This window comes from Neobacillus phoenicis (assembly GCF_047302305.1).
Lineage (GTDB): Bacteria > Bacillota > Bacilli > Bacillales > Cytobacillaceae > Neobacillus.
The window spans coordinates 518,919-544,122 of record NZ_CP154847.1 but is presented as its reverse complement, the minus strand read 5'-3'; the positions used below and the strand labels follow the sequence as shown (position 1 = coordinate 544,122).

The window sequence follows — 25,204 nt, the reverse complement described above, 5'->3', positions numbered from 1 at the left end:
TTATGTAGTGTGGTTTGACCCCTTGAACATGCGATTATTAAACGGTAGAAGCCGCTAAATCCTTTATTTCCTCAGCAATTTTATTTTGAATTTTTTCAACAACCGAGAAGTCCATCGCAGCTACATAAATTTCTTCAAGCTCATCGTGCAGCTCTTTTGCTTTAGCGAGATAGCTGGTCGCCTCAGTCATTTTATTTTTGTATTTGGCAGAAATTTTACTGATAAAATCAGCAAAAATTTCGTCTGTTCCCGGTTCAATCAAAAGTTCATACATGTCGAGTATTTCGTCGCCATCACGGCTTGGGAAATACTCATGTGGAGCCGTACTATCAAAAATTGCGATGCCGAGCTCTCTGAAAATACACATATCGAGGCTATTTGGGTCAAAGCCGCAGTGATAAATTTCTACATCCACACCGCGCTCTTCGGCAGCCGCCGCTAGTTTTTTCAACATCGTTGATTTCCCGGAACCAGGACGCCCTTTAATAAAATAACGTTTCGGAATCTCCTCCGTTAAGTTCGGAACAAAATCAACCGCGCCTTTAGGTGTGGCTGCACCTAAGAATCGATGACGAACATCCGGCGTTTTATTTAATTTCATTTTTCCAAAGAAGGTGTCAATTAATTTCTTTGTTAATTGATCAGCCTTTTTAAAATCCATGCTATTAATATAAATTTTTTCCCAATCATCATGAATTTCTAATGCTTCATGAAATGTTGCGTAGGCCTTTTGGAAGGACTGGCTAATTTGTCTGGTTAGCTTTTGGATCACATTTTTCTGCACACTAAGAGCACGGGCATTCCAGGCTTCACCAAGGTTAATATATTCTTCCACTGCTCCAGGTGCATTCGGCTCAATAATATGTGGTGCGGTTCCATCAACAATCCCAACCTTTAATGCTGGAATGATCACGCCATCGATGGAATTATTATCAGAGGAACAATGTAAAAACTCCACATCATAACCTTGTTCCACCCATTCGTTGCCTATTTTTTTCATCAATGAAGATTTACCTGTTCCAGGACCGCCTTTTAGAATAAACAACCTTTCTAATCCTTGAAGATTGGAATCGTAAAGGTTATGGAAACCTCTGGCTGTATTCCCGCCAGCAAAATAATTTCTAATTTTCCCTGCCATTCATCAACACTCCCTTTTACGCTACTCAACTGCGCCTCTTTCATTTTCTTGTCATATTTAATGGCCAGTTATTAGGTGAGATATTTACACCCTATCATATGCGCTTCTGGGTTATAGGTGAGTGCCCATGGAAAAATTCATCTTATTCTCATTTTGCTCTAATAAATTTGTCTGTTGATTTCCGCTCCAGGCGCTTCGCTCCTGCGGGGTCTCCCCTGACACGCTTTTCCCGCAGGAGTCTTCGCGCCTTCCGCTCCAATCAACAGATGTGCCAAATCAACATAATGCTTTAACATAGCCGCTCATTTTGTAATATTAATAACTTCCGCCTTTGTTACTTCTTTTAATACAATAGGATCCAGTACTATTTGCACGCCAATCTTCCCTGCGCTGACCACCATCGTGTGAAGCTCTCTGCAGCTTTCGTCCAAAAAGGTCTTGTATTCTTTTTTCATTCCGATAGGGGAGCAGCCACCACGGATATAGCCTGTCCACTTTTGAATATCTTTTACAGGAAGCATCTCCATGCTTTTTTCACCCGCCGCTCTTGCTGCCTTTTTCAAATCCAATTCCTCGGCAACTGGAATGACGAATACATAAATATGCTTGCTTGGGCCTTGTGCCACAAGTGTCTTAAAGACTTCCTTTGGATCCCGGCCGATTTTTCCCGCTACAGAAATCCCATCAATTTTCCCGTCTTTATTATCGTATGTAAGCATGTCATACTCGATATTTTTCGCATCCAGTATGCGCATTGCGTTCGTTTTAGCCTGTGCCATGTTCATCATCCTCTTTTTATAAACTAAATTAATTATATCAATTATGCCATTAAAAAGGAGAGCTGCCCTCGCAGCTCTCCCTCACCTATATTTAGCGTACTGCTTTTGTGGTTCCAAAAAGGACGGCTTTTAGTGCCGCGTAGGCATTTACATAGCCTGCTCCAGCTTCCCATGTTTCATAGCCAGGCATAGGGTTGGCTGTGTCCTGTAAAATCCCCTTGATTTCATCTGGGGTTAATGATGGCTTTGCTTCTAACATAAGTGCAGCAATACCGGCAACATGCGGTGTTGCCATTGAGGTTCCACTCATGGCTGTATAAAAAGGCAAGTATAATGGTTCAATCAGTCCTACATCTGTTGTTGCACCTAACGATGACACGGGTCCAAGTGCACGAGTGGAAATAATATCGACACCCGGAGCGGTCACACTTGGTTCATCCTTCCATGTCCATGTCTTACCATCCATTTCAAAGGTACCACCGACTCCTTTTGTCCCTCTCGAAGAGAAATCCGCCAGAGAAGAACCATCTTTTTCTCCAGCTGCCACAGAAATGACCCATGGAGCCTTAGCATAGGGATTGTGCGTGTTTTCCCCCGGGCCCTCATTCCCAGCCGCGAATAAAACGGTGATGCCGTGATCATAGGCTGCCTTGCTGGCTATATTTATCGGATCGTTAGGATCAAAGTCACCTGACCCACCCCAAGAATTTGTAATGACTCTGATATTATATTGAGATTGATGCTTGATGGCATAATCAAATCCGCCAATGCCATCTAGTACAAACAAAGCTGCACCTGAACCGTATCCTATTAAACTAGCACCTGGAGCAACCCCTTCATATTTTCCATTGGAGCTTGCTCCTGTCCCGCCAACGATACCGGCTACATGGGTACCGTGCCCGGAATTAGTGTCCGTGTTTGGCACATTCTCCACATAACTAATCGGCAGTAATCCAGGTACCAAACTATTTAAATTAATATTCGCCATAACGTTTTGAACGAGATGATTGCCAAATTGTAGATCTTGATGAGTCCCATCCACCCCGCTGTCGTTGATCACCACGCCGATTCCTTTTCCTGTTATCGGCAATCCTCCATTTGCCTGTTGCATTGCTGAATCTGTTCGGACTTTATCCACGCCTGTTAAACTGGTCGCATCTGCATTGTAATAAGAGAGCTTATGATTTAAATAAATTGACTTTACTCCCGGTGAAGCGGCTAATTTATTGATTTGATCTTTCGTTGCTAGTATTCCTGCCATTGGTAAGGTCTTCAGTGAGAGTCCTTTGGAGATTCCTAGACTACTTAAAAGGTTAAGCTGGTCTTTTGTTGGAGCCCCGTGGCCATCAAAAGTAACAATGACTTGTAAGGGCTCTACGGCGGTTTCAAGTGCTTTGAGCAATTTACTATCGATGAAAGCAGAGGTCCCTTCAGCGTTCCCTTTTGATAGACCAGGAGTTACAAGTGATGCTAGTATGACAAGAGTAAGAAAGACCGATAACCAACGTTTCTTTTTTTTCACATTCCATTCCCCTTTTCTACTAATAGTTGTTAATTCTATTGTCTAGAAAAGGGGACGATAACGCTATTCAGCAAAGGGAGTAATTATAGTAGGAATAAGTACTATTTTGTTTTCGTACTTAAGTTATAGGACGTAGTCCTTTGAGAAGGGCTCTGTATACTTGGATATTGATTTCCGCTCCAGGCACTTCGCTTTCCGCGGGTGTGCCGGGGAGCCTCCTCGTCGCTACGCTCCTGCGGGGTCTCCCCTGCCCCGTACTCCCGCAGGAGTCTTCGTGCCTTCCGCTCCAATAAACAAGTGCCCCTCCAACAAATTCAATAGCAGAAAAGGGTCAGGCACCATGTGAATTTTTCACATGGTGCCTGACACCCTTTACACTTTCCTTTTATGCTAATGGGACGAGTTGGTTTTGGACGGCGTAGATGACGACTTGGGAGCGGCTTTTTACGCCGAGTTTTTTGAAGATGTTGCTGACATGAATTTTTACTGTTTTATCACTGATATATAGACTTTGCGCGATTTCCTTGTTATTCATTCCTTTAACCAGACACAAAAGCACTTCTTTTTCCCTTACGGTCAGCACGGAGTCGGTCTTTTCTTCGACAGGCTCTGCCTTCTGTTGGTGGAAACCCAGGAACTTCTTTGTCATAGCAGGGTGAATAACCGACTGGCCATTAGCAACTGCACGAATGGCGTCAATGACATGCTGTGAAGGGGCATCCTTCAGAAGATATCCATCCGCCCCTTCGCGGATAGCCGCCATAAAGAATTCATCATGATCATGCATGGTCAAAATGAGAATTTTAACAGCTGGATAACGCTCCTTTATCACACTTGTTGCTTCTATGCCATTTTTTTCAGGAATATTAATATCCATTAGAATGACATCCGGTAAAATCTCATCCACCTTCGCAATCGCATCATTCCCATTTACCGCTTCTGCCACTACTTCAATATCGGCTTCCATTCCTACTATATTTTTAAGTCCATCACGTAATACCGCATGATCATCGACTAGCATAAGCTTGATCACTTAAATCACTCCCTTCAATTCCCATTCTTGGTACGGTTAACGTAATCTCTGTTCCTGCTCCTTCTTTACTATCCACTTGGAGCGACGCTTGGATTTTCTCCGCCGCCTCATTCATATGCAGGATTCCAAAATGAGGATGCTGCCTTGCTTTAATCATGGCTTGGAACAATGAAAATCCCTTCCCATTATCCTTAATTTTTAATAGAACATGTTCCTTTTGATAGCTTACTAAAATGTCAATCTTCGTTGCCTCTGCATGCTTAAGAGCATTCTGCAAACTCTCTTTGCAGATATCGAATATAATCTTTTCCACCATAGGACTGAGCTGAAACTCAGGGCCGCGGGTATCAAACGATATGTCCATGATAGTATCTCGTTGAATCGCATTGATTTTTGAGGCAATCGCCGACAGCAGCCCTACGCGTTCCGTTGGATAAGGGCGAAGCGCATATATGGATTCCCTGACTTCCTTTAAACTTCTCCTCAGCTTTTCCGTGCTTTCTACCATTAGTCGGAACGAATCATCTGGCATTTTGGTAAATTTCCGAGTGGCGGTTTCCAAATTCATGATGGCCCCTGCCAGGGATTGAGCCACCCCATCATGAATATCACGCGCAATTCGATTTCTTTCTTCTAAAATCAACCTTTTTTCCTGTTCCGCAAACAACCATTTCGTCTTAATAAGGACCGCTAACTGATTGGCAAGGGTAGCCGCTGACTGCATATCCTCTTCCGTAAAGCTTTTTGACCGAATCCTTCCAAATACAAACATGCCAACCAGCTCATTTTCAAGAACTAATGGTGCATATAATAACGATCCCACTTCTTCTGAAAATATTTTACCCGCGGGCCCTGCATCCTTTTTTGTATGATGATAAACGGTCAACTGCCTGGTTTTATCAAACGCCTGAGCCGTTTCGTCTGTTAAAATAATTTCGTCTATCACTAATCCTGAGGCAAACCTTAGATTCCAGCCCTTCTTCTCTCTTTTCCATAAAATCCAGGCATCCACATCAATAAATTCCTGAAGATTATTAGCTAAAAAGGATAACCAATCAGGTGCTGCAATTTTTTTATTAAGTTCAGAAGATATACTAAATAGTGCCTTTAATTTTGATTTCTCCTTTTTTAAGTTGGCAATAATGGAACTTAATAACGCAAAACACACTAATGGGGCAAAAAAGAAAAAGAACGAAAAGACATCAATTTCCCCTCTGTTTTGATTTCCAAGAAAATAAAAAAGGACCAGGTATCCATATGAAAGTAGGAAACTATTCAATTCCTGCAGTGTTTTTCGCTTCCATATCCGGAAGTTATAGAGCTGCGGTCTAATCGTAAGCAAGACATCAACAATTAAATTATTAATGAGATAAAAGGGCAGGATGAGCAGACTAAAGTGAAGAACTCCTTGCAGGAATCTTGACTGAAGCTCAATTGTTAAAAAGGATAAAAACCATTGACTGATTACGTGTGCAGAATAAAAACTGATAAGTAGCAGCGCAGGGTTAAAAAACACAATCCTGAGCGGCCTTCTTTTATATAAATTAATCAATGCCACGATACATCCATAAGATAGAATTGTATATGACAGGCCATCCATTAAATAAATGGTATACACTAGTGGAAAAGAAATCGTTACGGTGCCTTTCCAAACTGGCAATGGAAAAAACTCAACAATCAGGAGAAAAAAAACTAATAAAGCAAGAATCATTATTTCATTGGGCGCTGTTATGGTTACCAGTCCAAATTGGATAAAGATCCAAATTCCAATAAGGGAGATGCAAAGTAAAAAGTTTCTTGATAACCGTTCCTTTTTTTGCGAATTGGACGAATTATTCATTCATTTCTCTCCTTCATCCGCTTATGATTTGATATCTAAATTTTCTGTTAATTACTGTTAGTTTAATGGATATATTCTATAAACACAATAAAAGAGGACCCATGATGATAAATTACAATCTGAAATTTCCCAATAGGACACAGAAAAACCCAGACCGGTACAAATGAAACACACTGACCGATACTGGGCCAAACCGTCTCCGGTTTGTAAAATGATTATGGCACATTTCTCCGTCTTTTTGTATTTGCTAAAAGGATTATTCTTCTCTACTACCTTTGTATTAATAGTGTACAAGTCTATAGGAAGGTCCTACATCCAACTGGTTTTATCCACAAAATCACCCAAATATTGTCACCCGTTTGTCACTCTATTAACCTATTATTATAGTAAACTAAAATTATTAACACATAACTTACATTCCATTGTGTATATATTCACAAATTAACAACCTATTTTAAGAGGTGAAATTATGAAATATGATTTAGTCCTCCTGCACGCACCCAGTGTGTACGACTTTAGGAAAAATGCTTTGCTCGCAGGCCCAATAAGTGATGTAGTTCCTTCATCACCAGTGTTTGAAATGTATCCCATTGGACTGACAAGCATTGCGGATTACCTTGAAAGATATGGCCTGCGGGTGAAGATCATCAATATTGCTAATCGGATGCTGATGAATTCATCATTTGACGTGGAAGCAAAATTAAAGAAAATCCAAACAAAAGCATTCGGAATTGACCTTCACTGGCTCCCGCATGCACATGGCAGTATTGAACTTGCTAAAATCGTAAAAACCCTTCATCCCCAAACACCCATTATTTTTGGCGGGTTATCAGCCACCTATTATCATAAAGAATTAATTGTCTATCCATTTATCGACTTTGTTATGCGTGGCGACTCTACCGAAAAACTGATGCTTCTCCTGATGAACAAAATTGAGGCAGGGAGCACTCACTATGCTGACATACCCAATTTGACCTGGAAAAAAGGCAGCGAGTACGGCTACAATCCAATAACGTATGTACCAAAGGATCTTGATGATATAGACGTTCCCGGCTATCGCTACACCATTCGTTCCGTTTTCAAATACCGAAATTTCCTTGATCCACTTCCTTATAACGGCTGGCTTCAATATCCTAACACAGCGCTGTTAACAGCAAGAGGATGTACACAAAACTGTTTGATTTGCGGGGGATCGAGAGAGGCCTATGATCAAAATTGTAATCGCAATTCACTTGCACTAAGATCACCGAAAAAGCTGGTAGAGGACATTCATTTTATTTCGCGGTTTAGCCGCGCACCTATTTTCATTCTTCATGACCTCAGGCAGGGTGGTCGTGAATATGTTAATGAGTTCTTTAGCCGCCTTAAAAAACTCAACCTGAAGAATGAAATCGTCTTTGAACTGTTTCAGTATGCCGATGAGGAATTTTTTAAGCAAATGAATGAAAGTGTACCCAAGTATAGTATTGAAATTACCCTGGAGACACATGATGAGAACATAAGGCGTTACAATGGGAAGTTCAGCTGTACCAATGAAAAGGTTATAGACACCCTTAATTTTGCTTTAAAGAATGGCTGTAAAAAAATCGATTTGTTCTTCATGGTGGGGATTCCTGGACAGACCTATCAAAGTGCCATCGAAAACATCGATTTCTGTGAAACGATACATCTGGCCTGCCATAAGGATCCAAGAGTCTATTACTTTGTAGCGCCGCTTGCTCCATTCTTAGATCCTGCAAGCCCTGCTTTTGAACATCCTGAAATCCACGGCTATAAGAAATTCTGTCATACCCTTGAAGACCATCGTAGAGCAATTACACAGCCTTCTTGGAAGCATATGCTCAGCTATGAAACAAAGGATATGACACGGGATGATATTGTCAATGCTACCTATGAATCTGCCAATCTATTAAATGAGTTTAAACTAAGGTACAACCTGATTGACAGAGAGGGGTACGAGGAAATTAAAGGGAAGATTGAGAAATCAATGGCCTATATTGAAAAGATTGACCATGTGCTGGCCTTACCTAAGGAAGATCAGGCAACGGAATTGATTAACATTCAAAAGGAGATTGAAGAGTTAAATAAATACAGTATTTGTGGAAAGAATGAGCTCAAGTGGGAAGTTCAAAAGAATTATGCCAATTTCTTTTCACTTGCTTTAGTGGGATTAGAGCAGCTTTATCAGGATTACTGCAATATCATACGCAATAAAGTAAGTCCGAAACAACGGTCTCAATTCAAGCTTGAAACGGAGCGGCAGAAAATGAAGGTATAATGTAAAAAAGGGGGCAAATCCCTTTTCCCACTTGTCGAGAAAGTGTATTTTTCTCAGATATTTAATAAATGTTTCTCCCTGCTAACTGGCCTGTTGATTTTCGCTCCGGGTACTCGCTTTCCGCGGGGAGGCTCCCCGGCACGCCCGCGAACCGCTCGCGCCTGGAGCTCCAATCAACAGACTTGTTAAAAAAGCATATTCAATTTACGCTACTAATTAACGCATTCATTTACTAAAGATAAAGAGAATAAATAAAATAAAAGGCTATCGATAGTTTTTCGACAGCCTAAAAAAAAAGGGTAAAACCCTTTTTTGTTTTAATGCCCACCTAGGTAGGCTTGTCTTATTTGGTCTGATTGGCTCAGTTCTTCAGCAGTACCTGCAGCCACTATTTTTCCTGTCTCGATGACATAGGCACGGTCGGCAATAGATAATGCCATATTTGCATTTTGCTCAACTAATAATATGGTCGTTCCTTGCTGATTGATTTCCTCAATGATAGTAAAGATGGTTTTTACCAACAGCGGAGCAAGACCCATGGATGGCTCGTCTAATAGCAAAAGGCGAGGCCTTGCCATTAGTGCACGACCCATCGCGAGCATTTGCTGCTCACCGCCTGAGAGCGTACCCGATTGCTGCTTCCGACGTTCCTCTAAGCGAGGGAAAAGCTGATAAACTTTTTCAAAATCCTCGCGTATGCCCTTTTTGTCTTTTCGTAAATAGGCTCCCAATTCTAAATTTTCCTCAACGGACATATTTGAAAACACTCGACGCCCTTCAGGAACTTGAGAAATTCCTCTTTTAACGATTGATTGGGCCACCTTCCCACCTACGTGCTCATTTTCAAACACAATTTCTCCGTTTTTTGGCTTCAGGAGCCCAGAAATCGTTTTTAATAGCGTACTTTTACCGGCGCCATTTGCCCCAATCAGTGTGACGATTTCACCTTGATTGATTTCGAGGGAAACTCCCTTCAATGCATGAATATTTCCGTAATAGACATTCATATCCTTTATTTTTAGCATATTAAGAGACCTCCTCGCCAAGATACGCTTCGATGACTTTTGGATTATTTCTGATCTGTTCAGGTGTACCCTCGGCAATCAATTGACCATGGTCAAGTACATAGATTCGCTCACATACGCCCATAACAAGAAGCATGTCATGTTCAATTAGAAGAATCGTCAATGAAAATTTCTCGCGAATTAGAGCGATTAAATTCATCAATTCTTCCGTTTCCTGCGGGTTCATACCAGCTGCGGGTTCATCCAAGAGCAATAACTTTGGATTTGTAGCCAAGGCTCTGGCAATCTCAAGACGGCGCTGCTGTCCATATGGTAAGTTCTTTGCTTTCTCATGCAAGACATCGTCAAGCTTAAAGATTTTTAAAAATTCAATGGCCTTTTCTTCCATTTCCTTTTCACCAGAAAAGTGGGAGGGGAGGCGAAGAATGGAGCTAAATATGGAATGCTTAGACAATGAATGATAAGCAACCTTTACATTATCCAGTACGGATAATTCACTAAACAAACGGATATTTTGAAAGGTCCGGCTGATTCCCTTTTTTGTAATCCGATAAGGAGCTAGACCGTTCAATTTTTCTCCCTCTAATGAAATGCTTCCTTCAGTGGGAACATACACACCTGTTAGCAGGTTAAAGAAGGTTGTTTTCCCTGCACCGTTTGGTCCAATTAAACCGACTAGTTCACCCTGCTTTAATTCCAGGTTTACATCAGACACAGCCTTCAACCCACCAAATCGGATTCCTGCATTTTCTACCTTAAGCAACTGTGTTTTTGCTGCCATGCTGTACTCCTCCTTTAGCGGATTTACTAGATGTAAAGAATGACGTAATCTCTTTTGTGCCCATTAATCCTTGTGGACGGTAAAGCATCATTACGATTAAGACTAAGCTATAGATGACCATCCGTACCTCTGGATAGTTTTGTAGATAGGTAGAGATGATTGTCAACAGAACAGTAGCAATAACAGCACCAGACATACTACCCAAACCACCCAATACAACAAAAATTAAAATATCAAATGACTTTAAGAATCCAAAGTTGGTTGGTTGGATAATATAAAAGTTATGTGCAAAGAGAGCACCAGCAATTCCTGCAAAAAAGGCACCGAGCGCAAAGGCAGCTACTTTATAATAAGTTGTATTAATCCCCATCGCATCGGCAGCAATCTCATTCTCTCTAATGGAAATACAAGCTCTTCCGTGTGTAGAGTTGGTGAAGTTTGCAATGACAATAATCGTAAATACGACACAGCCAATCAACCACGGCCATGTGGTTAAATGGGATACGGTCATCCCGCTTGCGCCGCCTACATAATCAATATTTAAAAATACGATTCGAACGATTTCGCCAAAACCAAGTGTAGCAATGGCCAAATAATCTCCTCTTAATCGTAGTGTCGGAATCCCTATAATTAGACCCGCTACAGCTGCCGCTAATCCTCCGGTAATTAATGCGACTGGAAACGGCAAGCTCAATTTCATCGTCATAATAGCAGACGCATAGGCACCCACCGCGAGAAACCCAGCATGTCCAATGGAAAACTGCCCTGTAATCCCAATAATTAAGTGAAGGCTGACCGCTAAGATAATGTTAATACCCATGAAAAAGAGCGTATTCACATAGAATTGATTCAGTGTTCCACCCACAATTAAAAATTGAACGATGACCGAAAAAATTACGGCTAAAACGATTGAGGTCCAAAAAAACTTTGCTTGTTTAAAAATTGACATCGCTTAAGCCACCCCCTATACCTTTTCCCTGACATTTTTACCAAATAAGCCTGCAGGTTTGAAGATCAAAATTAAGATTAGGACAATAAATGCCACTCCATCGCGCCATAAAGAATAGCCTGCGGCACTAACAAACGCTTCAATTGTACCTAAAACTAAGCCTCCTGCCATTGCACCTGGAATAATTCCGATTCCGCCTAAAACAGCCGCAACAAAGGCTTTCAATCCTGGGATAATCCCCATCAACGGCTCAATCTTTGTATAATACATTCCGAAAATAACACCTGCTGCACCTGCTAAAGCAGATCCGATAGCGAAGGTTGCAGAAATGGTGTTATTTACATTAATTCCCATCAATCTTGCTGCATCCATATCATGTGAGACAGCACGCATGGCTTTCCCAATTTTTGTTTTATGTACAATGAATTGGAGAAGAACCATCAGAATCACAGATGTTCCAAGTATCAAAATCGACTGACCACTTATTTTTACACCAAATACATCTAAGCTTTTGATTGGAACCAATCCGCTTGGATACGCCTCTGGCTGTGCACCACGTGCATAAATCGTTCCATATTCGATAAACAACGACACCCCAATGGCTGTAATAAGAGCTGCTATCCTTGTCGCGTTTCGCAACGGCTTGTATGCAATTCGCTCAATTAACACACCAAAGATGGCACATGCCGCCATGGAAATAACTAAAGCAGGGAAAAATCCTAAATCTAAAATAGTAATAGAATAAAAGCCAATAAATGCACCGACCATGAAGACATCCCCGTGGGCAAAGTTAATCAGTTTGACGATTCCGTATACCATTGTGTATCCAAGGGCGATTAATGCATATATGCTCCCTAGGGATATTCCGTTGACTAATTGTTGTATAAATTGTTCCATGTCCAAACACTCCCTTAAAAGGACTTCAACTATCTCTTAAAATGGGAATAGGGAGACATCCATTCTCCCTATTCATTTGCCCATTATAAAATTAGATTACGGATTTACCTTCACCTTAAATTGTTGTTCGCCGTTTACGTACTCAAGGATAACAGCTGCTTTGATTGGATCATGATTTTTATCAAGCTTCATTTTTCCTGATACAAGCTCAAGTCCATCTGTTTCTGCAAGTGCCTTCTGAATTTTCTTAGAATCACTGCTTCCTGCACGCTTAATCGCGTCAGCAATAAAGTACACAGTATCATAGCCTAATGCGTTGAACGCATCCGGTGATTTGCCATCATATTTCGCTTTGAATGCCGTAACAAAGTCTTGTACCTTCTTGTCACTATCCCCTGATGAATAGTGGTTTGTGATAAACGTATTCTTTAATGGGTCCGCGCCACCAGCAATTTTTACTAGAGTAGGAGAATCCCAGCCATCGCCACCCATTAATGGTACATTTAGACCAATTTCACGAGCTTGCTTAATGATTAGGCCCACTTCTTCATAGTATCCAGGAATGAATACATATTCTGGATTCGCTGCTTTAATATTTGTTAAAGTTGCATGGAAATCTGTATCCTTTGCCACATATGCTTCTTCTTTTACAATCTTTCCACCATTCGCCTTAAATGCTTTCTTGAACGCATCTGCAAGTCCTTTTGCATAGTCACTTGAGCTATCAATTAGGATCGCTGCATTCTTCACCTTTAATTCTTTCGCTGCAAAGTTCGCTGCAACTGTACCTTGGAATGGGTCGATAAAGCATGTACGGAAAACAAAGTCACTTACTTTTCCATCTTTATTTGTAATAGTAGGGTTTGTACCTGTTGGAGTAATTAATGGAATCTTATTATCTTGAGCAATTTGTACCTGTGCAAGCGTATTTGTACTTGTTGCCGCGCCGATGATTGCTGCCACCTTGTCTTGTGTAGCCAATTTAAGCGCACCACTTGTTGCCTCTGATGCCTCTGATTTATTGTCAAAGGTAACAAGTTTTAGTTTCTTGCCATCAATACCTTTTTTATTGATTTCCTCAATTGCAAGATCAATACCTTCTTTTTCGGATTGACCGTAAGAAGCTACTCCGCCTGACAGCTCAAGGTTGGCTCCAATTTTAATTGTATCTCCTCCACCATCACCACTAGTGGTCGAGTTACATCCTGCCATTACGCCTGCTGATAGCATAAATGACATAAAAACACCAGCTAATTTTTTCTTTCTCATGGCTTTACCCCCTGTTTTTTTAAAAAATTTTCCCAAGATAGTTGTGTTACTCTTTGCAATAAAGATAATATTCTGAAAACATTGTACATAATATTTGAGGGTTCGTCTAGTAGGAAAGTCCATTATTTTAAAATAATTTAGAAAACAATGAAAACTAAGCTTTCACTGTCCTTAAAGGCTTTATTTCAGTAAAGTGGATAGAAAATTACTTTTATGTTGAAAGTAACGCGGCAAATGAATTATTTTGTCTAAATATGATTCTTTCCTCTGCTAATGTGAAAAAGAGATTCCTGTAAGGGAATCTCCTTCTTCTAATTATTATACTAATTCTTTCTTTTTGGTTTCCTTTCCCAAAACGAAAACAGCCAATGCACCCACAAGGATGGATATACAGAAGATGGTAAAGATTGAAGAAATCGATACCTTTTGTGCAACAAGATTACCTACTAACAATGGCCCTAACACACCGCCAATTCGACCAAAGGAAGCTGCCATACCTGTTCCTGTCCCACGAATAACCGTTGGGTATTGTTCTGGAGAATACGCGTACAGACCACCCCAAGCGCCAAGGTTAAAGAAGGATAGCAGAATGCCTGCTGTCATTAACAGTGCTGTTGACTCCGCTGTTCCAAAGAAGTACGCACTAATGGCCGTTCCAATTAAATAAACAACTAATACAAACTTACGTCCAAATTTTTCAATAAACCATGCTGCTGTAAAATAACCTGGTAATTGGGCAATTGTCATAATCAGCACGTATTCAAAGCTTTTGATTAAGCTAAACCCTTTCATGACCATCACACTTGGCAGCCATAAAAACATTCCATAATAAGAGAAGACCACACAAAACCAAACAATCCATAGCATGGACGTTTGACGGACATGCTCTTTAGACCAAAGCTTTGCAAAGCTTTCCCATGCAGAGATTTTTTCCTTTTTCTTAATCGCCTCAAAGCGAGGTGAATCAGGGAGACCCATTCGCAAATAAAGGGCATAGAAAGCAGGAAGGGCGCTGATAAATAAAGCTACCTGCCAGCCAAACTTCGGAATGATGAAATACGAAATGATGGCTGCAATCAACCAACCGCCTGCCCAGAAACTTTCTAACAATACAACAATTCTGCCCCGTTTTTCAACAGCGACACTTTCTGATACAAGAGTAGAGGCTACAGGAAGTTCCCCACCTAAACCAGCACCAATTATAAACCTAAACACTAAAAAGACAGCTAATGTGGAAGCAAATGCGGATGCTCCACTACCGACTGAAAATAACAATAAGGTAATAATAAATACATTTTTTCTTCCAATTCGGTCAGCCATTAAACCAAAGATAAGTGCCCCAACAGCCATACCGATCGAGTTAATGCTGCCAATCCAGCCCATTTGTTCAGGCGTTAACTCCCATTCCACCTTTAAGGCAGCAATAATGAAGGAAAGCATTCCGACATCCATTGCATCAAACATCCAGCCCATCCCGGCGATGCCGAGCAGCTTTCTTTCTGATATTTCTTTTTTGTTTTTCATATTGTTCCCCCTATGTTAATGCCTGCACTTACATTATTCCCCAAATTCCATTCCTTTAGGTATAAAATGTAATCTAGTAATCAACTGTATTTTAACAAGTGTCTTTACAGTTGTCACGATAAAATAAACAAAGGGTACCAATATTCTACAAAAAAATAAGAGAATGCTTTAAGCACCCTCAACATTTTTAAACTGATTATCAAACATTTGATGGTATCGGCCCTTAACTATCATTAATTCATCATGGCTGCCTTTTTCAATTATCTCCCCATGATCAATGACCATGATCGTATCTGCATCACGAATTGTATTTAAGCGGTGAGCAATAATAAAGCTGGTTCGGTTCTCCATCAAAGAGAGCAAGGCCGCTTGTATATGAAGTTCTGTTCTCGTATCAATACTGCTTGTGGCTTCATCTAAAATCAGTAAGGACGGTTTGGCTAAAATCACTCTCGCGATCGCTAATAACTGTCGTTGCCCTTGACTTAAATTACCTCCATTTTCTGATAGGGCCGTCTCATACTGCTGTGGCAACCGCTTAATAAACCCATCCGCATTAGCCATTCTAGCCGCTTGCTCTACTTCCTCATCAGTAGCATCCGGCTTCCCATATTTAATATTTTCTTTGATGGTACCTGAAAACAAATACGTATCCTGCAGTACAAACCCAAAGCATTTCCTCAGGCTATCCCTTGTATATTCACGAATATCCCGGCCATCAAGGAGAATTCTTCCGTCCGTCACATCGTAAAATCGGGTCAGCAGATTCACAATGGTTGTTTTCCCAGCACCTGTTGGTCCAACCAAGGCTGTGCTACTGCCAATATGGGCTTCAAAACTAACATTTTTTAAAATGGGCACATCAGGCCGGTAACCAAAGCTGACATTTTCAAATACAACATGGCCTTTTGGATGTTCCAAGGGGACAGCCGATGGAAGGTCCGCAGGCTCTTCTTGCTCATCCATGACTTCAAATACCCGTTCAGCTCCAGCCACACCAGATTGCAAAATATTAAAGATATTAGCCAGATCATTTAACGGTCTAACAAATTGTCGGGAATAGGTAATAAAGCTGGCAATTGCTCCAACCGTAATTAAGCTTTTAACCGCGAGGACACCGCCAATAACAGCTACAATGGCAAAACCAAGGTTGTTGATGACGTTCATAATCGGCATCAGGAAGCCCGACCAGATTTGTGCCTTTAAGCCCACCGCACGGAGCTTTTCATTGACCGCATCAAACTCCTCAATAACCTTCTCCTCATGATTAAAGGCTTTAACCACTTCAATTCCAGAAATAGTCTCCTCGATGTGTCCATTTAATGTGCCTAGCTGAATTTGTTGATTCTTAAATAACACGCTTGTTCTTTTCGCAATCGTCCTTGTTAGTAAAAAAACAAGCGGTACCGTTACTAAACTAGCCAGGGTTAACAAAGGACTCAAAATTAACATCATGATTAGTGAACCGCTAATAATCATCAGCCCAGACATGAGCTGCGTGGTCGATTGGGAAATCGTATTACTCACATTATCGACGTCATTGGAAAGTCTGCTCATGAGTTCTCCATGTGTCCTTGAATCAAAAAAAGAAACAGGGAGCTTCTGCAGCTTTTGAAACAAGGCCTCCCGCAATCGTTTCACCACTCGCTGAGCCACGCCAGCCATCAGCCATCCTTGTAAAAAAGTAAGAACAGCATCCGTCACATACGCGCAGGTAAGGACGATAATCATTACTTCTAACAGATTGAAGTCCACTTTTCCAAATTTAGGGGTCATAGCGTCTATCGCTCTTCCAATAAGGAACGGAGCAAGGAGCATGAGGACAGAGTCGATTAAAATAAAAGTAAAAATAAGGGTCAGCATCTTCTTTTCATTTCCAAAGTAATGCCAAAGTCGCTTTAAAGTCCCTTTGAAATTTTTGGGTTTCACCACGGGACCCCGGCGGTGCCCTCCACCCACGCCACCAGGTCTAATCGGCAGCGGGGTAGGGGCGGTGTTCCCCGTCTGTACATTTCCCTGTGACATTTACAACCCCTCCTTGCCGATTTGTGACTGGTAAATTTCCTGATACACGCTGCACGTCTCGATTAGTTCCTGATGTGTGCCAACCCCAACTAGTTCTCCATGATCAAGAACAATGATTTTATCAGCATCCATAATGGAGGTAATCCGCTGCGCAATCAGTAAACAGGTAAGCCCTTCGGCATACTTTTTTAAGGATGCTTTGATTTTTGCCTCTGTTGCCACGTCCACAGCACTTGTACTATCATCAAGAATTAAAATCTCCGGTCCTTTTATTAACGCTCTGGCAATCGAAATCCGCTGTTTCTGTCCGCCGGAAAAATTAACCCCACCTTGGCCAATTCTTGTGTGATACCCTTCAGGGGAGGCGTTGATAAAATCATGAGCCCCTGCCATTGATGCTGCAGCTACCATTTCTTCCTCGGTTGCATCCTCTTTTCCCCAACGGAGATTTTCCGCCACACTTCCCGAAAATAAGATGTTTTTCTGCGGAACAATGGCAATCTTCTCCCTTAGCTTCTTGGGATTTACACGTTGAATGTTTTCACCATCTACTTTTATTGTTCCACTGGTAACATCGTAAAAGCGGGGTATGAGTCCCACCAAGGTACTTTTCCCTGAACCAGTTGAACCAATGATTCCAACCGTTTCTCCAGGATGTATTGTGAGATTAATATGTTTTAAGATGGGTTCACCTGTTGTTCCTCCATAGGCAAAGGTAACATCTTCAAAATCAATTCGTCCTTTTTCCGTTTGACTATGGAGCTCTTCCTGATCCCAGGTAAAGGAATCTTCTAGTAAAAAGACTTCGTCGATTCTCCCTGCTGAGGCCTTTGCCCGGACAAACATATTGAATACCATGGAAATCATCATCAAAGAAAATAAGATTTGTGTCATATAGTTGGTAAAAGCAATAATATGGCCTACCTGAATTTCGCCGGAATCCACGCCTAACCCACCAATCCAAAGGACGACAACAATGCCAAGATTGACTGTCAGCATGATCGCCGGGCTAAAGGTGGCCATGAGACGGCTTGCGGCGATGGATTGATCTTTGAAATGATCATTTGCCTTGCTGAATTTACCTATTTCCACATCAAAACGATTGAATGCCTTTACGACACGAACCCCTGATAAGTACTCCCTCATTACAGAATTCACCCGATCCAATGCCATTTGTACCTTGGAAAATAGCGGGAACCCTAATTTTAAGTTAAAAATAATTAATAGCGCCACAATAGGCACTACTACAGCTAACACAACTGATAAGTGCAAATTCAGCCGCGTCGCCATTATCAAGCCGCCAATCGCTAAAAGCGGGGCCTTTACGAAAATCCGCATCAATCCATTAACGAATACCTGAACTTGTGTCACATCGTTTGTCAGTCGAGTTATTAAGGACGCGCGGTCAAACTTATCGAGGTTTTTAAACGAAAGGGATTGGACTTTTTTAAATAAGTCGGACCTTAGCTCGGTTCCAAAGCTTTGCGAAACGATGCTCGCTAACACACTTCTTGTTGATGCACTAACTGCACCTAGTGCCGTAATCAACAGCATTAGTCCGCCCATTTTTAACACATAGTGAAGGTCTCGATTTGCTACACCTTCATCAATAATCTTTGCCATAATCGTCGGCTGCATCAGGTCGCTGATCGCCTCAAAGGTGAGAAATAAAACAGCTAAGCAAAAGGTCTTCCAGTATTTCTTTACGTATTTTGACAGAAACTTCATGAATCCACCCCAACATGTCAGCCAACTTTAATAAAGCTATTATAATTTTGTTCTCCTTTAATAAACAAATAATTAGACTCTAGAAATATTGGATAAAAAAAGAGACTGGAATATCAGTCTCTCGTTTAATCATATTATTCTTGAACTGGGCTAAATTCGTGAACCCATACGCGCATTTGCGGCAGCCATGGCATTCCCGGGTGGATGCTTAGGATGCTTTGTTTGTATTCTTCCACATTGTTGAAGCCCTCGCGGCGAGCATCATCGTCTGTTAGTTCACCTAAGCTTTGTGAGTACACATTATCAACCAAGAATTGACGGCCTTCAAGGGTCATAATTTCACCTGGGTCCGCATATCTTCCATTTCTGCGTGTTGCTGTCTTTTCTCCTGCTAAAACCTTTTTTACGTCTTCTTCCATTGTCACTAAACGGTCAACGGAACAAGTCTTTGGCGGTAATGTTTGATTATCATTTTGTGTCATCAAATTATCCTCCTTTTACCATTTCATTTTCTTATATTAACACTATTGTTAAATGAATAAAAGGAAGGGGGAGTTTTACCCGTTCAAATCTCTTTTTTTATAAAAAGCAAAAGTACCATAAGTAAGGATCGCAATGATAATGAATGATAAAACAACAGATACAACCTCCATCCCATCACCAACCATCATATGCTTTGCTTCGAAATATTTAAAAGGGGTCAGGTATTTAAGAATGTCCAGATTCTCATTTAAATCAATTACAACTGATAGAACAAACGTAAGCAAAAGAAAAGCTGTAGCCAAGGATGCTGACGTTTTTGATCGCTTTTTCACAGCCGCTATTGCACTGCCCATGACCATAAACAACAGCTGCAAAATAAACATTCCTAGCATGGTTATCGCGATATCCCCGTTTATCTTTTCACCGTCACTGACTTTCCCAACAATGACAATCGATGATACAAAGGTAACGAGATTAAAAATGACGATATTCGTGAAGGCAGCCAACAGCTTGGCCGTAATGATTTTCCCCCTCGAAACAGGTTTGACGAATAAAAACTCCGAGGTTTTATCGCGTTCCTCTTTAGCAATAATAGTAGCTCCAAGCATCGCGGCATGAATGGTTGCCATCAAGACCAAATATAAAAACAGCATGCCATAATACCCACTAGCCTTGGATAGATCAAAGGCACCGACTCCCATAATGGCCTGCATTGACTTAGGCATATCCGCCATCAAGTCATTCATCGATTGCCCAGACGAATACAAACTGGAGTATTTGTTCATACCTGAAGCCACCATGAGAATGACTCCAATACACCAAAAGATGAGCGATTTCCGGTGAGATTTCAATTCTTTTCGATAAATATTCATGAGTTAACCCCTCCATTTACCTTAAACAGCATGGATATCCTTTTTGGTATAAACAAAATAACTCGCACAGGTGGCCACCACAATCACCATTAATCCCGTGATCATAAATGATGTTTCATATGCTGAATGTTTCAAAATATAGGCTGTGTCAAAATATTTAAAGGGGGAAAGGTAGCGTTTTCCTTCCTCTCCCGAAGTCGCACTAAGCATGCCTAAAAAATAGAAGGCAAACACAGTGCTAAGAGATACCGTCAACACGGATTTAATCTTAGGAACGACAACCGAAAGAATGATTCCTAATGCCAAAAAGATTAGTTGAATAAAAAAGACAGTAAGTGAAAGCAAGATTAGTAGTTTTAAGCTGAAATCCTCCGTCTTCACCTGCGATGCAATGATTGCTGCAGCCGTAATATAAACTATATTTGTTATGACAAGTGAGGAGAAGGCCGCCAACAGTTTAGCGGTTACAATCATTGTCCTTGTTACCGGCTTTGTTAACAGAAAGTCGGCCGTTTTCTCACGTGCCTCCTTGCTGACTATGGACGTTCCGAGATTCATAGCCTGTATGGCACCGCAAAGGGTGATAAACGATAAGGCATAACAATAGAATCCGAGAATGGAAAACAAATTTTCCAGATTCAACCCGATTGCTTTCCTCACCCCTTCAGGATAACCTTCCAAAAGCTTTTTAAATTCCTCCGCATCACGCGCAAACGCAGGGAACATAGACATGAACATTAGTGTAACCAGAATTAACGATACCGACCAAATAATCGTCGACTTCCGATAAGCTTTTAATTCATGAAAAAAGATATTCATCGTTCCTTACGCCTCCTTTTCATAGTAATGCATAAAGATCTCCTCAAGGTCCGGCTCTTCTATCCAAAGATTCGCAATCTCAATATCTGCTATCTTTTTCATGATGGTATTAATATTTCCTTTAAAAATAAAGCTCGTCACATGGTCCTTTACGGTTAAATTATTGACCCCGATGATATTAAAATAATCAGGGTCCTGCGGCGTTTTTGTTTCTACCTTGAACTTTTTATAAGTATTTTCCTTTAAGGTACTAATCTTTTCAACGGTTACGATTTTCCCTTCTTTAATGATAGCGACTCGATTACATAGTCTCTGTACTTCACTGAGGATATGTGATGAAAAAAGAATTGTCGCACCCTTTTTATTTTCTTCCTCCAGTAATTCAAAGAATTTTTGCTGCATAAGTGGGTCTAGGCCGCTCGTCGGCTCATCTAGAATAATAAGCTTTGGTTCATGCAGCAGTCCCTGGACAATTCCTACCTTCTTCTTGTTTCCTAACGAAAGGTCATCAATTTTTTTATTCAGATCTAAGTTCATGATTTCCGCTAATTCTTTGATTCTCTTACTGCAATCCTTTTTATAAAAACTAGCTGAATAGTTTAATAGGTCTTTTACTTTCATATTGTCATAGTAAAAAACCTCTGATGGAAGGTAGCCAATTTCCCGTTTTATTTCCGGGGCAAACTTAATGCAATCCTTCCCAAAGATGGTCGCACTGCCGCTGGTTGGATAAATCAGCGACAGAAGGGTTCGGATGGTTGTTGATTTTCCAGCACCATTGGGCCCAATGAAGCCGAAGATTTCACCTTCCTCTACATGAAAGCTAATGTCGGTGATGCCTCGTGATTTGCCATACATCTTTGTTAGATTATTTATTTCAATCACATTCATCGTTACAACCCCCTATTTATAAAAACACTTAATAAGTATTTCAAAATATACTTCTGCTTCCTTTTGGACCTTTTGATAATCGATTTCATAATTAGGTATCAGCTTCGCTTTGTAAAGTTCCTCGTCACTTAATTTTTCAAAGGTCCAGGTAATAATCTTAAAGATTTTTTGAATATCGATGTCATCCCTAAACTTGGAAACATCAATTCCTTCGTAGATTTTTCCGATATTGATATGATTTAGTTCTCTGACCTTCTTCTGCATCTCCGCTTGTATGTCAGCAGCATCCTCCATATACGCTTTCTCGACAAACTTAAAGAGGTCAGGGTATTGGGCCAGGAGTTCCATTTTGATTAAAACGGACTGGCGGATTCTTTGGAAAAAGTCTGTTTCCGTTAAGTCAATTTTTTTGTAGAAGTCATCCGTAATGAGCTCCACACAGGAATCGAATAAAAAAAGAAACAGCTGCTTTTTATTTTGAAAATAATGAAACAGCAACCCTTTTGAAATGCCTGCTTCCTTCACAATTTCATTAGTCGAGGCGTTGCTATATCCCTTTTGAGCGAATTCTTGGATTGCGGCATTAATAATGCGGTTTTGTTTTTCTGAATCAAGATTGAGAAATTTGGAATACATACTTGAGTCCTCCCTGTAAAACGTTGACCACTGGAGTCAACTTCATTCTACTCTCATTGACTATAATGGTCAATAGTGACCAACCTTAATTTTTTACAAAAATTTGTATTTATTGTGGTAGGGATAGTATGAGGCGGATGGCAGTGGTACGATGCATAAGGTAGGGTTTATTTTTTATGGAGGTGACGTATCATTTGTATGAAGAATAGAGATTACTCATTAACACTAGAAGGGCTAGTTGCCGCTCAGAGCCGTTTAACTACTGGCCACCCGTTGGTCCCAGTTTTGGCAGCTAAACAAGCATCCTTAGAGGCTGGAATCGGCGGAGAGGAACGGGTTGCTGAGATTTTCCGCCGGCATAGCTTTTCATTCACCAACCACTTATAGCACGATTTATCTCCCTCATCTGATGAAAATTTCCAAATGGACACTGTTGCTTTGACACCTTGGTATGGTGTGATATTAGAGGTAAAGAATATTGGCGGTGTGCTGGAGTTTAAGGACAATCCGCCACAATTGATTCGGACCAAGGAAGATGGGCATAAGGATGGTTTTGAGAGCCCGGTTGTTCAACTAGAGCGTAATCAGGATTTATTGGGGACGTGGCTGCGAGGGAGGAATGTTCGTCTCCCTATTTACGGATCGGTCGTCCTCGCTTACCCCAAACAAATCGTTGCGGTTCCTCCAGCGAAGACCACGCTGTTATTCCCCAACTTGCTTCCCGCTTATATTCGAAGTCTTCCACAGCAAGGAAAGAGGTTAGACCCTGACACATTCCACTGGCTTTCGGCTGAACTTCTCCAAAGTCACCAACCTTTTATCCCAAAGCCCATTTCTCAAGCGTATAGGATTCCGTTGAAGGATTTTAAACCAGGCGTAAGGTGTGGGGTGTGCGGAAGGATAGGGATGGTGAAGCAGCCCAGAACGTGGTTTTACCCTTTTTGTGAGGCAACCGATCACCTAGCCCACGAGAGAAATTTAAGAGAGTGGTTTTTGATATTTAAAAAGACAATCACGAATCGGGAGTGTAGGGAGTTTTTGGGGGTGGATATTGACACAGCCAAACGTATTTTGCAGAGCATGGACCTAACACCTGAAGGAGAATATAGATACCGTTCATATAGGATGGACCTAAGTAAACTTATTAAAAAACCTTAGTTACCTATACTAGGGGGCTACGAGCTGATTGAAGTGTTTTATCCGCCAATTGCAGCTCGCCATCCGCCAATTGGATCGCCTTGCGCTGATTGAAACTCGTTATCCGCTGATTGGATCCTGTTATCCGCCAATTGCAGCTCGCCATCCGCCAATTGGATCGCCTTGCGCTGATTGAAACTCGTTATCCGCCAATTAATCGCAACACCTTGTCTAGAGCGCCACACTTGTTTTGAATTTGATGTAACCCCTACCATAAAGTGGTATGATATCCTTGAATCACACTTAAAAAGGGGAGTGCAGTGAATTGAAAAATGAGCTTATTGAAAGATTTACTTCCTATGTAAAAATCGACACCCAATCCGATGAAAGCAGCCAGACCTGTCCATCGACAGAGGGGCAGTGGACGTTAGCCCACATGCTCGTTAATGAATTAAAATCAATCGGCATGCAAGACGTAACAATCGACGAGAATGCCTACGTGATGGCCACTTTATCAGCTAATACAGAGAAAACAACCGTACCGACGATCGGTTTCCTTGCACACGTTGATACGGCTACAGACTTCACAGGAAAAAACGTCAACCCGCAGGTCGTTGAAAACTACGATGGCGGTGCAATCACTTTAAACCAAGCACTTAATGTAGTCATGTCACCAAAGGATTTTCCAAGCCTGCCTACCTATAAGGGACACACATTAATCACCACAGATGGCACAACCCTTCTTGGTGCGGATAACAAAGCGGGCATCACCGAAATCATGACAGCAATGGCGTACCTTATCAACCATCCGGAAATCAAGCACGGTGCAGTCCGCGTTGCGTTCACACCGGACGAGGAAATTGGCAGAGGGCCACATAAGTTTGACGTTGCGGCGTTCAATGCGAAGCATGCCTACACGGTTGATGGCGGTCCGCTAGGGGAGTTAGAGTACGAAAGCTTTAACGCTGCGGGAGCAAAGATTACCATCAAGGGTAACAACATCCATCCCGGATCTGCTAAAAACAAAATGGTCAACTCCATGAAAATTGCCATGGAATTACATAGCAAGCTACCGGCAGGGGAGGCACCAGAGCATACAGAAGGGTACGAAGGCTTCTACCATCTGATTTCATTTACAGGTGATGTCGAGCTTACAAAGCTGAACTACATTATCCGTGACCATGATCGCGATACCTTCCAAGCTAGAAAGGCAACCCTCGAAGGCATCGTAAATGAGTTAAAAGAGAAATATGGTCAAGAAAACATCTCCCTTGAGCTGAATGACCAATATTACAACATGAAAGAAAAAATTGAACCGGTCATGGAAATCGTAGACATTGCCCACGAAGCAATGGTGAGCTTAGGTATCGAGCCAATCACCCAACCAATTCGTGGCGGTACGGACGGCTCACAGCTTTCCTATATGGGGCTGCCAACACCGAATATTTTTACCGGCGGCGAAAACTTCCACGGCAAATTTGAGTTTATTTCCGTCGACAACATGATCAAAGCTACCCAAACAGTCATTGAAATCATTAAGCTAACCGAGCAAAAGGCATAGAACCAAAAGAAAGCTAA

At 41.3% G+C, this 25,204-nt stretch carries 21 protein-coding genes and 1 pseudogene; 4 read left to right on the top strand and 18 right to left on the bottom strand.

Annotation, left to right across the window (positions count from 1 at the left end; genetic code table 11):
- Positions 1-37 precede the first annotated feature (37 nt).
- From AA0X95_RS02750 to AA0X95_RS02730, 5 genes are all read right to left on the bottom strand, one after another.
- Entirely contained in the window at positions 38-1,138 is a 1,101-nt protein-coding gene (locus tag AA0X95_RS02750) for a PRK06851 family protein (RefSeq protein WP_413305078.1), read from the bottom strand.
- Between the two features lie 302 nt (positions 1,139-1,440).
- Positions 1,441-1,917, bottom strand: coding sequence for a Cys-tRNA(Pro) deacylase (ybaK, locus tag AA0X95_RS02745; protein ID WP_413305076.1), 477 nt, complete (start codon positions 1,915-1,917; stop codon positions 1,441-1,443).
- A gap of 91 nt (positions 1,918-2,008) precedes the next feature.
- Positions 2,009-3,439 carry a S8 family serine peptidase gene (locus AA0X95_RS02740; RefSeq protein ID WP_413305073.1) on the bottom strand — a complete coding sequence of 477 codons (1,431 nt, stop codon included), beginning with the start codon at positions 3,437-3,439 and terminating at the stop codon, positions 2,009-2,011.
- Positions 3,440-3,824: 385 nt separating this feature from the next.
- Positions 3,825-4,472 carry a response regulator gene (locus AA0X95_RS02735; RefSeq protein WP_413305070.1) on the bottom strand — a complete coding sequence of 216 codons (648 nt, stop codon included), beginning with the start codon at positions 4,470-4,472 and terminating at the stop codon, positions 3,825-3,827.
- Positions 4,447-6,312: a GAF domain-containing sensor histidine kinase gene (locus tag AA0X95_RS02730; protein WP_413305068.1), complete on the bottom strand. Its 1,866-nt coding sequence runs from the start codon at positions 6,310-6,312 to the stop codon at positions 4,447-4,449. The genes AA0X95_RS02735 and AA0X95_RS02730 overlap by 26 nt, the downstream gene beginning before the upstream one ends.
- Before the next feature lie 469 nt (positions 6,313-6,781).
- Between AA0X95_RS02730 and AA0X95_RS02725 the strand changes: the two genes are divergently transcribed.
- A complete protein-coding gene (locus AA0X95_RS02725; RefSeq protein ID WP_413305065.1) occupies positions 6,782-8,590 on the top strand; it encodes a TIGR04190 family B12-binding domain/radical SAM domain protein in 1,809 nt (602 codons plus the stop codon).
- Positions 8,591-8,907: 317 nt separating this feature from the next.
- Here AA0X95_RS02725 and AA0X95_RS02720 read toward each other — a convergent pair whose 3' ends face one another.
- From AA0X95_RS02720 to AA0X95_RS02660, 13 genes are all read right to left on the bottom strand, one after another.
- Entirely contained in the window at positions 8,908-9,615 is a 708-nt protein-coding gene (locus tag AA0X95_RS02720; RefSeq protein ID WP_413305063.1) for an ABC transporter ATP-binding protein, read from the bottom strand.
- Between the two features lies 1 nt (position 9,616).
- Complete coding sequence (locus AA0X95_RS02715) at positions 9,617-10,396, bottom strand: ABC transporter ATP-binding protein (RefSeq protein ID WP_413305061.1); 780 nt, start codon at positions 10,394-10,396, stop codon at positions 9,617-9,619.
- Positions 10,371-11,345, bottom strand: coding sequence for a branched-chain amino acid ABC transporter permease (locus tag AA0X95_RS02710; protein ID WP_413305058.1), 975 nt, complete (start codon positions 11,343-11,345; stop codon positions 10,371-10,373). Before AA0X95_RS02710 ends, AA0X95_RS02715 begins: the two co-directional genes overlap by 26 nt.
- Positions 11,346-11,360: 15 nt before the next feature.
- Complete coding sequence (locus AA0X95_RS02705; protein ID WP_413305056.1) at positions 11,361-12,242, bottom strand: branched-chain amino acid ABC transporter permease; 882 nt, start codon at positions 12,240-12,242, stop codon at positions 11,361-11,363.
- 96 nt (positions 12,243-12,338) lie between these two features.
- Positions 12,339-13,511, bottom strand: coding sequence for an ABC transporter substrate-binding protein (locus AA0X95_RS02700; protein WP_413305054.1), 1,173 nt, complete (start codon positions 13,509-13,511; stop codon positions 12,339-12,341).
- A 318-nt stretch (positions 13,512-13,829) separates the two neighbouring features.
- Positions 13,830-15,035: an MFS transporter gene (locus AA0X95_RS02695; RefSeq protein WP_413305052.1), complete on the bottom strand. Its 1,206-nt coding sequence runs from the start codon at positions 15,033-15,035 to the stop codon at positions 13,830-13,832.
- 168 nt (positions 15,036-15,203) lie between these two features.
- Positions 15,204-17,060 (bottom strand): ABC transporter ATP-binding protein, encoded by a 1,857-nt coding sequence (locus tag AA0X95_RS02690; RefSeq protein WP_413305049.1) that lies wholly within the window; start codon positions 17,058-17,060, stop codon positions 15,204-15,206.
- Positions 17,061-18,788: an ABC transporter ATP-binding protein gene (locus AA0X95_RS02685; RefSeq protein ID WP_413305046.1), complete on the bottom strand. Its 1,728-nt coding sequence runs from the start codon at positions 18,786-18,788 to the stop codon at positions 17,061-17,063.
- A gap of 134 nt (positions 18,789-18,922) precedes the next feature.
- Positions 18,923-19,270, bottom strand: coding sequence for an ASCH domain-containing protein (locus AA0X95_RS02680; RefSeq protein ID WP_413305042.1), 348 nt, complete (start codon positions 19,268-19,270; stop codon positions 18,923-18,925).
- A 75-nt stretch (positions 19,271-19,345) separates the two neighbouring features.
- Entirely contained in the window at positions 19,346-20,143 is a 798-nt protein-coding gene (locus tag AA0X95_RS02675; protein WP_413305039.1) for an ABC transporter permease subunit, read from the bottom strand.
- A 21-nt stretch (positions 20,144-20,164) separates the two neighbouring features.
- Positions 20,165-20,962 (bottom strand): ABC transporter permease subunit, encoded by a 798-nt coding sequence (locus AA0X95_RS02670; protein ID WP_413305036.1) that lies wholly within the window; start codon positions 20,960-20,962, stop codon positions 20,165-20,167.
- Between the two features lie 6 nt (positions 20,963-20,968).
- Positions 20,969-21,853: an ABC transporter ATP-binding protein gene (locus AA0X95_RS02665; RefSeq protein ID WP_413305033.1), complete on the bottom strand. Its 885-nt coding sequence runs from the start codon at positions 21,851-21,853 to the stop codon at positions 20,969-20,971.
- A gap of 12 nt (positions 21,854-21,865) precedes the next feature.
- Positions 21,866-22,489: a TetR/AcrR family transcriptional regulator gene (locus tag AA0X95_RS02660; protein ID WP_413305031.1), complete on the bottom strand. Its 624-nt coding sequence runs from the start codon at positions 22,487-22,489 to the stop codon at positions 21,866-21,868.
- A 198-nt stretch (positions 22,490-22,687) separates the two neighbouring features.
- Between AA0X95_RS02660 and AA0X95_RS02655 the strand changes: the two genes are divergently transcribed.
- From AA0X95_RS02655 to pepT, 3 genes and pseudogenes are all read left to right on the top strand, one after another.
- The gene (locus AA0X95_RS02655) at positions 22,688-22,876 is read left to right on the top strand and encodes a hypothetical protein (protein WP_413305028.1); all 189 of its coding nucleotides are present in this window, start codon (positions 22,688-22,690) and stop codon (positions 22,874-22,876) included.
- A gap of 27 nt (positions 22,877-22,903) precedes the next feature.
- A pseudogene (locus AA0X95_RS02650) lies at positions 22,904-23,647 on the top strand (nuclease-related domain-containing protein); the annotation flags it as partial.
- Positions 23,648-23,951: 304 nt separating this feature from the next.
- Positions 23,952-25,187, top strand: coding sequence for a peptidase T (gene pepT, locus AA0X95_RS02645; protein ID WP_413305025.1), 1,236 nt, complete (start codon positions 23,952-23,954; stop codon positions 25,185-25,187).
- Positions 25,188-25,204: the final 17 nt, after the last annotated feature.